We start from the raw sequence: 13,174 nt of genomic DNA, 5'->3' as shown, positions 1-13,174 counted from the left end.
GGTAACGAACCGGCAACAGGCACCGCGACGGTCTGGACGTGACGGTGGTCACCCCATATATGTTGCGTGGAACAACATATGTACGCGCCTCCGCGCTCAGCGGCAGCCGTACGACAGATCGCTAGGAGGCGGTTCGCGTGAAGCGCAAGCACAGTTTGGTCCTGGTCCCCCTGCTCGGCCTCTCGATGGCGCTGACCGCCTGCGGCAGCGACGACAGCAGTGACTCCGGTGACTCCGGCAGCGGCTCCGACAGCGGGAGCGAGGCCACGGGCAAGATCGGCGTCATCCTCCCCGACACCGAGTCCTCGGTGCGCTGGGAGAGCGCGGACCGCCCGGCCCTCGAGGCGGCCTTCGACGAGGCGGGTGTCGAGTACGACATCCAGAACGCCGAGGGTGACGCGGAGCGGATGACCCAGATCGCCGACACCATGATCGGCAACGGCGTGACGGTCCTCGCGATCGTCAACCTCGACTCCGAGTCGGGTGCCGCCATCCAGGAGAAGGCGGGCTCCCAGGGCGTCGCGACCATCGACTACGACCGACTCACCCTCGGCGGGTCGGCGGAGTACTACGTGTCGTTCGACAACACCGTCGTGGGTGAGCTGCAGGGCCAGGGCCTCGCGGACTGCCTCGGCGACAAGAAGGCCAACATCGTCTTCCTCAACGGCTCGCCCACCGACAACAACGCCACGCTCTTCGCCGAGGGTGCGCACAGCGTGCTCGACGAGATGAGCAACTACACGGTCGTCGGTGAGCAGGCCGTCCCGGACTGGGACAACGAGGAGGCCGCCACGATCTTCCAGCAGCTCTACACCGCTGCCGACGGCAAGGTCGACGGGGTCCTCGCGGCCAACGACGGTCTCGGCGGTGCCGCGATCAGCATCCTCGAGGGCAACGGCCAGGCCGGCAAGGTCCCGGTCACCGGCCAGGACGCGACGGTCGAGGGCCTGCAGAACGTGCTCGCCGGCACCCAGTGCATGACGGTCTACAAGTCCGCCACGCAGGAGGCCGAGGCGCTGGCCGACGCCGCGATCGCGCTCGTCAACGGCGAGGACGCCGAGACGACCGGCGTGACCGAGGACACCGAGGGTGGCCGCGACGTGCCGTCGATCCTGCTCGAGCCGCAGGCCATCACCAAGGACAACGTCGGTGACGTGATCGAGGACGGTGGCCAGAAGGCCGAGGACGTGTGCACCGGCGAGTTCGCCGACCTGTGCGCCGAGGCCGGCATCTCCTGATCGCCTGGCACGGAGCGGTGTCCGGGTCGGTGACCCGGACGCCGTTCCGTGACGCGAACAACAAATTATCTGGATCGGAGTAGGTCAATGCCTGAACCGCTGCTCGAGCTGCGCGGAGTCAACAAGAGCTTCGGGGTGGTGCACGTGCTGCACGACGTCGACTTCGCCGTCTATCCCGGACAGGTCACCGCGCTCGTCGGCGACAACGGTGCGGGCAAGTCCACCCTCGTGAAGATCATCGCCGGCATCTACGGCCGCGACAGCGGGGACTACGTCTTCGAGGGCAAGAAGGTCGAGGTGCACGGCCCGCGTGACGTGGCCGCCCTCGGCATCGAGATCGTGTACCAAGACCTCGCGCTGTGCGACAACCTCGACATCGTCGAGAACATGTTCCTCGGGCGCGAGGAGACCAGCCGCTTCGGCCTCGACGAGGTGACGATGGAGACGCGTGCCCGCGAGACCCTCGCCTCGCTCTCGGTGCGCACCGTGAAGTCGGTGCGCCAGAGCGTCGCCAGTCTCTCCGGCGGCCAGCGTCAGACCGTGGCCATCGCCAAGGCGGTCCTGTGGAACTCCAAGGTCGTCCTCCTCGACGAGCCCACTGCGGCCCTCGGTGTGGCCCAGACGCGACAGGTCCTCGACCTCGTACGCCGTCTCGCCGACCGTGGCCTGGGTGTGGTGCTGATCTCGCACAACATGGGTGACGTCCTGGAGGTCGCCGACCGGATCACCGCGCTCTACCTCGGCCGGGTGGCGGCCGACGTCCCGGCCAAGGACGTCACGCACAGCCAGATCGTCGAGCTCATCACCGCAGGGCGTTCCGGGGACCTCGGCATCGCCGAGAACGCCCTGACCGCGGACGTCTGAGAAGGACCGGAGACTCCACCATGACTACTGACACCGACACCGCATCCGTTCCCAGCCCCGCCCCCAGCGGCTTCGACAACGACAACCGGCAGGCTGCCACCATCGGCGACTCGGCCCGTGACTACGTCAACCGCCTGCGCGGCGGTGACATGGGTTCCCTGCCCGCGATCCTCGGCCTGGTCTTCCTCTTCGCCGTGTTCGCCTCCCTCAACGACCGGTTCCTCACGACCTACAACATGGCCAACCTGGTCATCCAGTCCGGCTCGATCATCGTCCTGGCGATGGGCATCGTCTTCGTCCTGCTGATCGGCGAGATCGACCTGTCGGCCGGCGTCGCGGGCGGTGCGTCGGCCACGATCATCGCGCTGATGCTCATCGACTACGACTGGACGTGGTGGGCGGCCACCCTGGCCGGTGTCGCCGTGGGTGCGGTGATCGGCCTGGCGATCGGCTCGCTCGTCGCATTCCTGGGGATCCCCTCCTTCGTCGTCACCCTCGCCTTCTTCCTCGCCCTGCAGGCGGTGCCGCTCAAGCTGATCGGCTCGGGCGGGTCGCTCCGCTTCAACGACGCGGTCCTCCGTGGACTGTCGATCAAGAACGTCCCGGTCACCGCCGGGTGGATCGCGGCGATCCTGATCGTGGTGGGCTTCGCCGCGCTCTCGCTGTGGCGCTACCGCTCGCTCTCGGCGAAGGGGCTGGTCCACAAGCCTCTCGGCCTGGTCGTCATCCAGATCGCCGTCCTCGCGGTGATCGTGCTCGGCCTGACCGCCCTCCTGAGCGCCAACCGCGCGCCCAACCCGGAGCTGTTCGAGATCAGCGGCATCCCGTGGGTGGCTCCCGTCGTGATCGCACTGCTCCTGTTCTGGACCTACGTGCTGACCAAGAGCCGCTTCGGCCGCCACCTCTACGCCGTCGGCGGCAACGCGGAGGCGGCGCGGCGTGCCGGAATCAACGTCAAGCGCGTGCGGATCATGGCCTTCGTCATCTGCTCGAGCATGGCCGCGATCAGCGGACTGCTCGCGGCGTCCTACACCGGCAAGGTCTCGCCGGGCTCCGGTGGCGGCAACGAGCTGCTCTACGCCGTCGGCGCCGCGGTCATCGGCGGCACCAGCCTCTTCGGCGGCCGGGGCCGCGCCCTCGACGCCGTGATCGGCGGCCTGGTGATCGCGACCATCCCCAACGGCCTGGGCCTGCTCAACCAGGCGAGCTACATCAACTTCCTCGTCACCGGCGGTGTGCTGCTGCTCGCCGCGAGCGTCGACGCCATCTCGCGGCGCCGCCGTTCCTCCGCTGGCGTGTAGGGACCGGAATGACCACCCGTCGGCGCCCGGGCCTGGGGACCAACCAGGAGCTCGCGCGTCGCCACAACCTCGGGACCGTGCTGCGGCACGTCCACGGAGCCGGTCAGATCTCGCGCGCCGAGCTGACCGGCCTCATGGGCCTCAACCGCAGCACCATCGCCGCGCTGGTCAACGAGCTGGAGGCGCTGGGCATCACCGAGCGTGCGCTCCCGGTCGAGGGTGCCCCGCGGCAGGGCGCCGGTCGTCCGTCGGCGGGCGTCCGCGTCGCCGAGCGGGGGCCGTTCGTCGTCGCGGTCGACCTCGGGGTCGACCGCGCCGTGGTGGCCCGGGTCGGCCTCGGTGGACGTGTGCTGAGGCGGGCGGAGGCGCCCGTGCGCAGCGACGGCGAGGCGTGGCAGGTGGGAGCCGCCGTCGCCGGGCTGATCCGCTGCGTCGTGGAGGGTGTCCCCGACGCCGCCCAGCTGGTCGGCATCGGGATCAGCGTCCCCGGCCTGGTGCGCAGCAGCGACGGCCTGATCCGCCTCGCCCCCAACCTCGAGTGGCACGACGTGTCGTTCGGCGGGATCGTCCTGGCCGCTCTCGGCCTCGACGTGCCGGTGTCCATCGCCAACGACGCCGACCTGGGCGCGCTCGCCGAGCACGTGCGCGGGGTGGCCGTCGGGGTCGACGACCTCATCTACGTCTCCGGCAACGTCGGCGTCGGAGCGGGCGTCATCACCGGTGGCGTCCGGCTCGAGGGCGCCGGGGGCTACGCCGGCGAGGTGGGCCACCTGCGCTTCAACCCGGCCGGCCGCGAGTGCCACTGCGGCAACCGGGGTTGCTGGGAGACCGAGGTCGGCGCCCACGCCATCGCCGAGGCCATCCACTGCCCGACCGACAAGGTCGCCCAGCTCGACGAGGTGCTCGCCGGGTTCGGTGAGCCGTCGGCGGCGCTCCGCGACACCGGGACCGCCCTGGGCCACGGGCTCGCCAGCATCGTCAACGTGTTCAACCCCCGCCAGGTCGTGCTTGGCGGCTACTTCCGCTCCCTCTACGCGCTGGTCGGTCCCGAGGTGGAGGCCGGGCTCGCCGACGGTGCGCTGCCCGCGCCGCTCGAGTCGGTGACGCTGACCCTGCCCGGGCTCGGCTCGGACTCCTCCTTGCTGGGCGCCGCGGAGATCGCCCTCGAGCCGCTGTTCGTCGACCCGGTGGCCGCCCTCGGCACGGCGCTGGTCGGCGTCGGCACGCGCCTGGCCGGATGAGCGGCCGCGCCGAGGCCGTGCCCGGCACCTCGAGCCGATAACCTCCTCGGGATGCTCCGCGCCCGCCTCCTCACCCGACTCCTCACCGCCGCCCTCGTCGTCGCCCCGCTGCTGTCGGCCTGTGCCGGCGACGAGCCGACGATCGCGGTCCTCGTCGCCGACACCGATGACGCCTCGTCCCGGGTGGTCGACGTCGAGCGGCTGACCGATCGCGTCGAGTCGACGTGCGACGAGTGCCGCGTGCGGGTGTACGACGCCGAGGGCGACGCCGCCGCCCAGAAGAGCCAGGCCCGCCAGGCCGAGGCGGACTCGGCGGACGTCGTCGTCGTGGTGGCGGTCGACCCCGACGACCTCGGGACGCTCACCGGGGGCGACCTGCCGGTGATCTCGCTCGGTGAGCTCGTCCCGGGCTCCGACCGCTTCGTCGGCCTCGAGAGCGGCGTGCCGACCGGCCGGTCCGGCTCCGACGTGGAGGCCGCCCGCGACGTCGTCATGGGGAAGGAGAAGTCGATGACCTACGTCCCGACCGGCGACATGAGCGACCGGGCGGCCGACCTGGCCGTGGCCTACCTCGCCGACAACCCCGTCGAGGGCGGCGTGGACGTCGACGGCGTCGAGTCCTGGCTCTACAGCGACAAAGAGGTCACCGTGGACACCCTCACCTCGGTGCTCGTCGCGGAGGGCATCCTGACCCTCGACGACCTGTGCAGCGGTTCCACGCGCAAGCGGTGTGCGAGTCTGGGCCTGAGATGATGAGCCCGCGATGATCGAGATCCTCAACCCCGCCCAGGTCGACCGCGCCCGCCGGACCGGCGCCCTCGTCGCCGACATCCTGCAGACGCTGCGCTCGCGCAGCGAGGTCGGCACCAACCTGCTCGACCTCGACCGCTGGACGGCCGAGATGATCCGCGAGGCCGGCGCCGAGTCCTGCTACGTCGACTACGCCCCGTCCTTCGGTCGCGGGCCCTTCGGCCACTACGTCTGCACGGCGGTCAACGACGCGGTGCTGCACGGTCGCCCGCGCGACCAGCGGCTCGCCGACGGCGACCTGCTCACCCTCGACCTCGCGGTCCGCCTCGACGGGGTGGCCGCTGACTCCGCGATCAGCTTCGTGGTGGGGGAGAGCCGCCCGGCCGGGAGCGTCGAGCTGATCGAGACCACCCAGCGCGCGCTGGCCGCGGGCATCGCCGCCGCCGGTCCCGGCGCCCGCATCGGCGACCTGTCGCACGCGATCGGCACGGTCCTCGGCGATGCCGGCTACCCGATCAACATGCAGTTCGGCGGCCACGGGATCGGCACGACCATGCACCAGGACCCGCACGTGTCCAACGACGGCCGACCCGGCCGGGGCTACAAGCTCCGTCCGGGGCTGCTGCTCGCGCTCGAGCCGTGGATCATGGTCGACACCGACGAGCTCGTCACCGACGACGACGGCTGGACGCTGCGCAGCGCCACCGGGTGCCTGACGGCGCACAGCGAGCACACCATCGCCATCACCGAGGACGGTGCGGAGGTCCTGACGCTGCCGTCGCGGTGACGCGTCGGCGGGCGCGTGGGGAACCAACGGCACCCCGCGGAAGGCCCTGGAGGTGCCGACGGTTCCCCAGCGAGCCGGGTGGGGAACCATTCGCAGGCCGAAACCGGCGTGCGTGCTGCGATTCGTTCCCCACACGCGCCGTGCCGGGCATGACCCGGCAGGTCCTAGTGCACCGTCTCCAAGGGGGCCTCCGCCTCCGCAGCGGTGAGCGGGGCGTCCTCGCGGTCGAGCTTGCTGGGCCACCAGATCTTGCCGCCCAGGTCGAGGTTGAGCGCCGTCACCAGGACCGACCGGACCACCAGCGTGTCGAGCATGACGCCGAGGGCGACGGCCACGCCGAGCTCGGCGAGGAACACCAGTGGCAGCGATCCCAGGACGAGGAACGTCGCGGCCAGGACGACCCCGGCGGAGGTGATCACCCCGCCCGTCGAGGCGAGCGCGATGAGCGAGCCCCGGCGGGTGCCGTGCTGCACCGTCTCCTCCCGCACCCGGGTCATCAGGAAGATGTTGTAGTCGATGCCGAGCGCCACGAGGAACACGAACGCGAAGAGCGGGAACCCTGGATCGGACCCGGCGAAGCCGAAGACGTACTCGAACAGCAGCGCCGAGATGCCCAGCGCTGCGCCGAACGACAGCACGACGGTGGCGATGAGGATGAGCGGCGCGAGCAGTGCGCGGAGCAGGCCGATGAGGATCAGCAGCACCACGAGCAGCACCAGCGGCATGATCACCCAGCTGTCGCGCACGGAGGCGGTCTTGGTGTCGAGGTAGAACGCGGACCCGCCGCCCACCAGGGCGTCGGCCCCGTCGACCGCATGGACGGCGTCGCGCGAGGACTCCACGATGCCGGCGGCGGTGGTCGAGGAGATGTCGGCGTCGATCGTGGCCTCGAACCACGCGCGCCCGTCGGCCAGCGGCTGCACCTCGCCGGGCTCGCCGAGGCCGTCGATCCCGTCGAGCGAGGTGACGACGTCGTCCGCGAGGTCGGCGGCGGTGACGACCTGGATGGTGTTGGAGTTGTCGGACAGGCCGTGCTCCTCGAGCAGCTTCTGCCCCTTGATGGAGTCGAACTCCTTCGTGTAGGTGTCCTCGGTCGCGAGCCCGGAGGTGTCGAGGCTGAAGAGCCCGAGGCAGGCGAGCAGCAGCAACCCGGTCGTGGTCACCCACACCCGGCGCGGGCGGTGGCTGATCCGGCGGCCGACCCCGGCCCAGAGGCCGTCGGCGGTCGGCTCCGGGCTGCCGAAGCCGGGACGCTTGGGCCAGAAGACCCAGCGCCCGCAGATCACGAGCAGGGCGGGCAGCAGCGTGAGCATCACCAGCATGGTCACCCCGACGCCGATGGCGGCGACCGGACCGAGGCCGGCGGTGGAGTTGAGCTCGGCGAAGGACAGGCAGAGCATGCCGACCGCGACCGTGGCCGCGCTGGCGAAGATCGCCGGCGCCGCGCGGTGCAGCGCGAAGGCCATCGCGTCGTGGCGGTCGGCGTGGCGGCGCAGCTCCTCGCGGTAGCGCGCGACGAGCAGCAGGGCGTAGTCGGTGCCCGCCCCGATCACGAGGATGCTGAGGATCGCCTGGCTCTGGCCGTTGACCGTCAGGCCGGCGTGCTTCGCCAGCAGGTAGACCAGACCGGTGGCGACGGTGTTGGCGACGACGGCGCAGATGATCGGCAGCATCCACAGCACCGGACTGCGGTAGGTGAAGAGCAGGATGACGATCACGACGGCGAGCGTGGCGAAGACCAGATTCGTGTCGATGCCCTCGAACGCCTCGGCCGAGTCGGCCGCCTGCCCACCGAACCCCGCCAGGTGCACCTCGCCGCCGTCCAGCTCCGCGATGTCGCGGATCTCGTCGGCGGCGTCGGGGATGGCGTTCCACCCGTCGGCGCCGAAGTTGAGCACGAAGTAGAGGTAGGCGACCTGGCCGTCGTCGGAGACCAGCGTCGGGACCGGGGCGCCCTGGGCGGCGGCGGCCTCGGCAGCCGCGGGCGTGAGCACGCCTTCGGCGGTGACGCCGTCGAGCTCGGCGATCTCCGGCCCGTCGGCCTCCATCTGGGCGAGGTCCTCGTCGGTCAGGCCACCGTCGCGGTGGTAGACCACCAGCGTCGGGATGTCGTTGGGGTCGACCGACTGCGACAGCTCCTCGAGCACCTGGGTGGACTCGGCCGACTCCGGCAGCCACGAGGAGGCCTCGTTGTTCTGGACGTCGGCGAGCTGGGTCGAGAACATCCCCATGAAGCCGGTGATGACCACCGCCACGGCGAGCACGACCCACTTGGTGACCCGTCCCGTGAGGGTTCCAGCGATCTGTCGGTGCATGCTCCCCAGTCGAACAGCCCGGGCCCGATTCGTGCATCGGTAATAGCCCTGAGGTCTAGACAGGGACGTCTTCCGACGGCCGGGTCACCTCGTCTGCAGCTGGAAGGGGGACGGACGGTCCACCGACCCGCGGCGCGGCGCGACGGCGTACTCCATGGACCCGTCGACACCGAGCCGGACCACGGCCCACTCGCCCTCCTGGTAGGTCACCACGAGCACGTGCTCGGCGTCCTCCCAGACCTCGTCGAAGTACGTCGCCGAGTGGCCGCGGCGGGAGTACGTGAAGGTGTGGGCCACCGAGCCGTCGGCCGTGGCGAGGACGTCGAGCACGCCGGGGCCGAAGCCGTCGGCGTACGCCGGTGTGCCGATGACGTGGCGGTTGTCGGGCGAGATGTCGGAGAGCTGGTTGTCGCAGGTACGCCACTTCACGCGCCAGCTGTGCAGCATCGCGCTGCACGAGCCCATGTCGCTGAGAGAGGTGATGCCGCCGATCCACCGCCCCCGGCCGGTCGTGACCTGTCGCAGTCGCGGGACACGGTCGACGATGCCGTGCGAGGAGGTGGAGAACGCGCGGTGCGGCCCGTTGACCGCGATCGAGCACCCGGTGCCGGGCTCGCCCTCGCCCTCCTTGCAGTTCTCGCCCGCCACCGCCACCGCGTGCGAGGTACCCGTGACCGGGACCGGGTTGAACCGGAAGACCCGGTCCCCCTCCTGGTCGATGGTCCAGACCTTGCCGCCGCGCCTGCCGGCGAAGGCGACGACGTTGCCCAGCGGTGAGACGGCGAGGCCGTCACCGGTACGCCACTCGCGGCGGCCCGGGGTGCCGTCCGCGCCGACCCAGCGCACCGTCACCGGGCGGTTGAGGGCCGTCTGGATCACGTAGCCCGAACCCATCGGCGCCAGCGCCACGACGTTGTTGGGCACCGGGGTGTCCGTGCCGCCGGGACCGTGGATCACCGTCCTGCCCGCCGTGCGCTCGGTCCACGCGATGGCCGGCGGTTCGCCCTGGTCGAGGTCGCGCACGTCGAGAACGGTGCGGGGCGCCGCCTTCTCGGCGGATGCCTGCACGGACGGCGCGAGCGGCGAGGTGATCGCGAGGGCGGTCGCGACGAGGAGGATCGCCCGAGGCAGAGTCTTCATGCATGGGAGACGTCACGCACGGCCCAAGGGTTGCGTCAGCCGGGGAACGGGGCCGGCAGGTCGCGACCCTCGCTCGCCAGCACCTCCCGCAGCAGGTCGGGCCGGTTGGTGATCAGCCCATCGGCCCCCAGGCCCACGAGGTGCCGCATGGTCGGGGGGTCGTCGACGACGTAGGGGACGACCGCGAGTCCGGCTGCATGGGCGGCCTCGACGAGCGCCGCCGTCGTGAAGGGCGTGTAGCCCGGGTCGGCCACGCCGGAGCGGAAGGGCGACCCGTGGATCGGGGAGATCGCCGTGAAGCCCTGCTGCGCGGCGGTCGCGATGAAGTCGTCGGCGACGGGGAGCCCGTCGAACCACGGCGACGGGGCACCCTCGGTGTCGCGGAGGTACTTCGGGCTCACGAGCAGGTTGCGCGCGAGGCCCGGCTCGGCGTCGCCGACGCGGTCGAGCACGCCCCAGTCGAAGCACTGGATGCTGGTGCGGGGGACCAGGCCGTCGATCCGCAGTGCGTCGACGACCCGCTCGACGAAGGCCTCCCGGGTGGTCAGCCCACTGGCGTCGAGGGCGTCGTACTTGACCTCCAGGTTGACCCGCACCGGGTCGGCGCCGCGCTCGTCGAGCAGCGCGGCGACCTGCCGCAGCAGCGGCATCGTCGGCGGGAGGTCGGCCCGGGTCAGCTCGCGGATGCGCCTTGCGTCGGCGACGGTCGGGTCGTGGTGGACCACGACGTCGTCCTCGGCGGTGAGGTGGACGTCGAGCTCGAGGGTGGTGACCCCCAGCGCGAGGGCGCGACCGAAGGCCTCGAGCGTGTTCTCGGGCCAGAGCCCGGCGCCGCCGCGGTGGGCTTCGACGTCGAAGACGTGCACGGGTGGAGCGTCGAACGTCACGTGTAGAGCTTGTCCACCACGTCGGCGTACTTGGTCCGCACGACGCGGCGCTTGAGCTTGAGCGTCGGAGTGAGCTCCTCGGACTCGGCCGTCCACTCGTCGGGCAGCAGCTCCCAGGCCTTGACCTGCTCCGGCCGGGAGAGGCGCTCGTTGGCCTTGTCGACGGCGGCCTGCGCCATCGCCCGGATCTCGGGCTTCTGCGACAGGTCGGCGAGGTCGGTGAACTCGATGCCCATCTTCGCGGCCACGAGCGGGGCGATCTCCCCGTCGAGGGTGAGGATCGCGACGACGTAGGAGCGGTCGTCGCCGAGGGCCATCGCGTGACCGACGATCGGCGACTCCTTGAGGTAGTTCTCGATGTTGGAGGGCGCGATGTTCTTGCCCGCGGAGGTGATGATCAGCTCCTTCTTGCGGTCGACGACCGAGTAGAAGCCGTCGTCGTCGACGGTGCCGATGTCGCCGGTGCGGATCCAGCCGTCCTCGTCGATGAGGTTGCGGGTCGCCCCCTCCTGCTTGTAGTAGCCGGGGGTGTTGACCGGGCCGCGGCACAGGATCTCGCCGTCCTCGGCGAGCCGCACCTCGATGCCGGGGTTGGGTCGTCCGACCGTGCCCAGCTTGAACGCGTCGGGTCCGTTGGAGGTGAAGGCCCCGGTCGTCTCGGTCATGCCGTAGACGTCGTACACCTGCAGGCCGAGGCCGCCCATGAACTTCGCGACCTCCAGCGGCATCGGCGCCGCGGCGCTCGCGGCCCACGTCACCTGGTCGAGGCCGAGCAGCAGGCGGAGGAAGCCGAGGATCGCCTCGTCGGCCTTGGCGTAGGCCTCCTCGACCTCCGGCGTCATCTCGTTGCCGTACTCGTGGGCCTGCGTCCAGGCGAGTCCGGCGGCCATCGCGTCGGTGACGAGCTTCTGGTTGGCGGGGTCGGGGTCCTCGGCGAGCTTGGCCGAGATGCCGGTCTTGATCTTCTCCCACACGCGCGGGACGCCGAAGAACGCCGTGGGGTGCACCTCTCCGAGTGCGCCGAGCAGGCCGGCGGGGTCGGGGATCGCGTGCACGTGGCTGCCCAGGAAGGGGGGAGCGTACGTCGCCAGGATGCGCTCGGCGATGTGGGCGAGCGGGAGGTAGCTGATCGTGCGCTGCGGGCCGTGCAGGCCGCCGGCGTCGAGGGTGGAGACGGCCTCGTACATGACGTTGTGGTGGGTGAGCACCACGCCCTTGGGGTTGCCCGTCGTGCCGGAGGTGTAGAGGAAGGTCGCCGGGAGGTCGGGCGTGATCCGCTCCATCCGCTCGTCGACGCGTCCGGTGTCCTCGCCCCGCGCAAGGAGGTCGTCCCACGTCATCACCCGCGGGTCGTCGACGCGGTCGGTGTCGGCGAGCATCACGACGTGGCGGATCGAGTCGACCTCGTCGAGGGCCTTCTCCCACCGCTGGTAGCGGTCGTGGTCCTCGAGCACCACCACCACCGGGCGCGACTCACCGGCGATGAAGGCGACCTGGTCCTGGGCGAGCGTGTTGTAGATCGACATCGGCACCGCGGCCGCGGTCATGGCGCCGTAGTCGGCCAGCGTGTGGGCGGTGCGGTTGGCGGCCATGATCGCGACCGGGTCGCCGGGCTCCACACCGAGGTCGATCAGCGCCGCGGCCACCCGGCGGGTCAGCTCCCACGTCTCGCTCCAGGTGATGGTCGACCAGGTCTGGCCCTCCGGCACGTCGAACTTGTCGGAGAAGGCGGGCAGGTCGCCGTACTTCTCCGCTGCCTGCCGCACGGTGGCCGGCATGTGGAGGCCGAGGATGCGGGCCTCGTAGTCCTCGCGCACGGCCAGGACGTCGGGGGCGGTCTCGGTCGCGGTCATTCCGGCTCCTCGGGGTGGGTCGCTCGTGTGGCGGGGGTCACATCATGGAGCGCCGGGCGTGTGCTGGCTAGGGGCCATGGGTACCGGGTCCCATGTCGACCTCCGTGGGTGAGCCTCCGTCCGCTGCTACCGGGGCCTCGAGGTGAACACGCTGGCCGACGGCTTCTTCCACCTCGTCACGTGGTTCGTCGTGGTGGGGGCGTCGATCGTCGCCCTCGCCCAGTGGCGCCAGGGCATCACGTCCGCGACGACCGAGGACCGCGGCTGGGCGCCTACCTCCGTGGCGGCAGCCGGTGCAGGACGACGTCGCTGAGCTCGCCGCCCGCGGCCGTCGCGGTCAGGTAGGTGCAGTGCGGCTGGCGTCGCCGGTCGGTGGGGGAGCCGGGGTTGAGCAGCCGCAGCCCGGTCGCGGTGACGGTGTCCCACGGGATGTGGCTGTGGCCGAAGACCAGCACGTCGAGGTCGGCGTACTCGGCGCTCATGCGCTCCTCGCGCCCCTTGGCCTGACCGGTCTCGTGGACGACACCGAGGCGCACGCCCTCGACCTCGGTGCGCGCGACCTCGGGCAGCCGCTCGCGCAGCTCGCCGTGGTCGTTGTTGCCCCAGCAGGCGACCAGCCGGGCGGAGCGCGCCTGGAGCTCGTCGAGGAGTCGTACGTCGACCCAGTCGCCCGCGTGGACCACGACGTCGGCCTTCTCGACGGCCCGCCACACCTCGGCCGGCAGGTCGCGGGCGCGCTTGGGCACGTGCGTGTCCGCCAGGAGCAGGAGTCGGGTGGCCATCCGGTCAGTCAACCGG

Annotated in this window: 12 protein-coding genes; 7 read left to right on the top strand and 5 right to left on the bottom strand. The window is 71.1% G+C overall.

What is annotated here, in order from left to right; translation table 11 throughout:
• The first annotated feature begins 137 nt into the window (after positions 1 to 137).
• The 6 genes from Q1B24_RS01565 (at position 138) to map (ending at position 6,181) form a co-directional block, all read left to right on the top strand.
• Positions 138 to 1,238: a substrate-binding domain-containing protein gene (locus Q1B24_RS01565; protein ID WP_299922483.1), complete on the top strand. Its 1,101-nt coding sequence runs from the start codon at positions 138 to 140 to the stop codon at positions 1,236 to 1,238.
• A gap of 87 nt (positions 1,239 to 1,325) precedes the next feature.
• Positions 1,326 to 2,102, top strand: coding sequence for an ATP-binding cassette domain-containing protein (locus tag Q1B24_RS01560; RefSeq protein ID WP_299922481.1), 777 nt, complete (start codon positions 1,326 to 1,328; stop codon positions 2,100 to 2,102).
• A gap of 20 nt (positions 2,103 to 2,122) precedes the next feature.
• Positions 2,123 to 3,403: an ABC transporter permease gene (locus Q1B24_RS01555; protein WP_299922479.1), complete on the top strand. Its 1,281-nt coding sequence runs from the start codon at positions 2,123 to 2,125 to the stop codon at positions 3,401 to 3,403.
• Positions 3,404 to 3,411: 8 nt separating this feature from the next.
• On the top strand, positions 3,412 to 4,644 hold the full coding sequence (locus Q1B24_RS01550) for an ROK family protein (RefSeq protein ID WP_299922477.1): 1,233 nt from the start codon (positions 3,412 to 3,414) through the stop codon (positions 4,642 to 4,644).
• 51 nt (positions 4,645 to 4,695) lie between these two features.
• Positions 4,696 to 5,397 carry a hypothetical protein gene (locus Q1B24_RS01545; RefSeq protein ID WP_299922476.1) on the top strand — a complete coding sequence of 234 codons (702 nt, stop codon included), beginning with the start codon at positions 4,696 to 4,698 and terminating at the stop codon, positions 5,395 to 5,397.
• 10 nt (positions 5,398 to 5,407) lie between these two features.
• Positions 5,408 to 6,181, top strand: a complete 774-nt coding sequence (gene map, locus Q1B24_RS01540; protein ID WP_299922475.1) for a type I methionyl aminopeptidase — start codon at positions 5,408 to 5,410, stop codon at positions 6,179 to 6,181.
• Positions 6,182 to 6,345: 164 nt separating this feature from the next.
• On the opposite strand, the gene Q1B24_RS01535 is transcribed toward map, so the two are convergent.
• The 4 genes from Q1B24_RS01535 to Q1B24_RS01520 all read right to left on the bottom strand — a co-directional run bounded on the left by Q1B24_RS01535 (position 6,346) and on the right by Q1B24_RS01520 (position 12,376).
• Positions 6,346 to 8,496, bottom strand: coding sequence for an MMPL family transporter (locus Q1B24_RS01535; protein WP_299922473.1), 2,151 nt, complete (start codon positions 8,494 to 8,496; stop codon positions 6,346 to 6,348).
• An 84-nt stretch (positions 8,497 to 8,580) separates the two neighbouring features.
• Positions 8,581 to 9,636 (bottom strand): hypothetical protein, encoded by a 1,056-nt coding sequence (locus Q1B24_RS01530; protein WP_299922471.1) that lies wholly within the window; start codon positions 9,634 to 9,636, stop codon positions 8,581 to 8,583.
• Between the two features lie 35 nt (positions 9,637 to 9,671).
• Positions 9,672 to 10,523, bottom strand: coding sequence for a glycerophosphodiester phosphodiesterase family protein (locus Q1B24_RS01525; protein WP_299922469.1), 852 nt, complete (start codon positions 10,521 to 10,523; stop codon positions 9,672 to 9,674).
• Positions 10,520 to 12,376: a long-chain fatty acid--CoA ligase gene (locus Q1B24_RS01520; RefSeq protein ID WP_299922467.1), complete on the bottom strand. Its 1,857-nt coding sequence runs from the start codon at positions 12,374 to 12,376 to the stop codon at positions 10,520 to 10,522. The genes Q1B24_RS01525 and Q1B24_RS01520 overlap by 4 nt, the downstream gene beginning before the upstream one ends.
• 142 nt (positions 12,377 to 12,518) lie before the next feature.
• On the opposite strand from Q1B24_RS01520, the gene Q1B24_RS01515 reads away from it, so the two are divergent.
• The gene (locus Q1B24_RS01515) at positions 12,519 to 12,689 is read left to right on the top strand and encodes a hypothetical protein (protein ID WP_299922465.1); all 171 of its coding nucleotides are present in this window, start codon (positions 12,519 to 12,521) and stop codon (positions 12,687 to 12,689) included.
• Here Q1B24_RS01515 and Q1B24_RS01510 read toward each other — a convergent pair.
• Positions 12,649 to 13,158 carry a metallophosphoesterase gene (locus Q1B24_RS01510; RefSeq protein WP_299922463.1) on the bottom strand — a complete coding sequence of 170 codons (510 nt, stop codon included), beginning with the start codon at positions 13,156 to 13,158 and terminating at the stop codon, positions 12,649 to 12,651. The genes Q1B24_RS01515 and Q1B24_RS01510 overlap by 41 nt on opposite strands.
• Positions 13,159 to 13,174 lie beyond the last annotated feature (16 nt).

Origin of the sequence: uncultured Nocardioides sp., from assembly GCF_947488025.1 — a bacterium.
Taxonomy (GTDB): Bacteria; Actinomycetota; Actinomycetes; order Propionibacteriales; family Nocardioidaceae; genus Nocardioides.
This window is presented reverse-complemented; position numbering and strand designations above follow the sequence as displayed.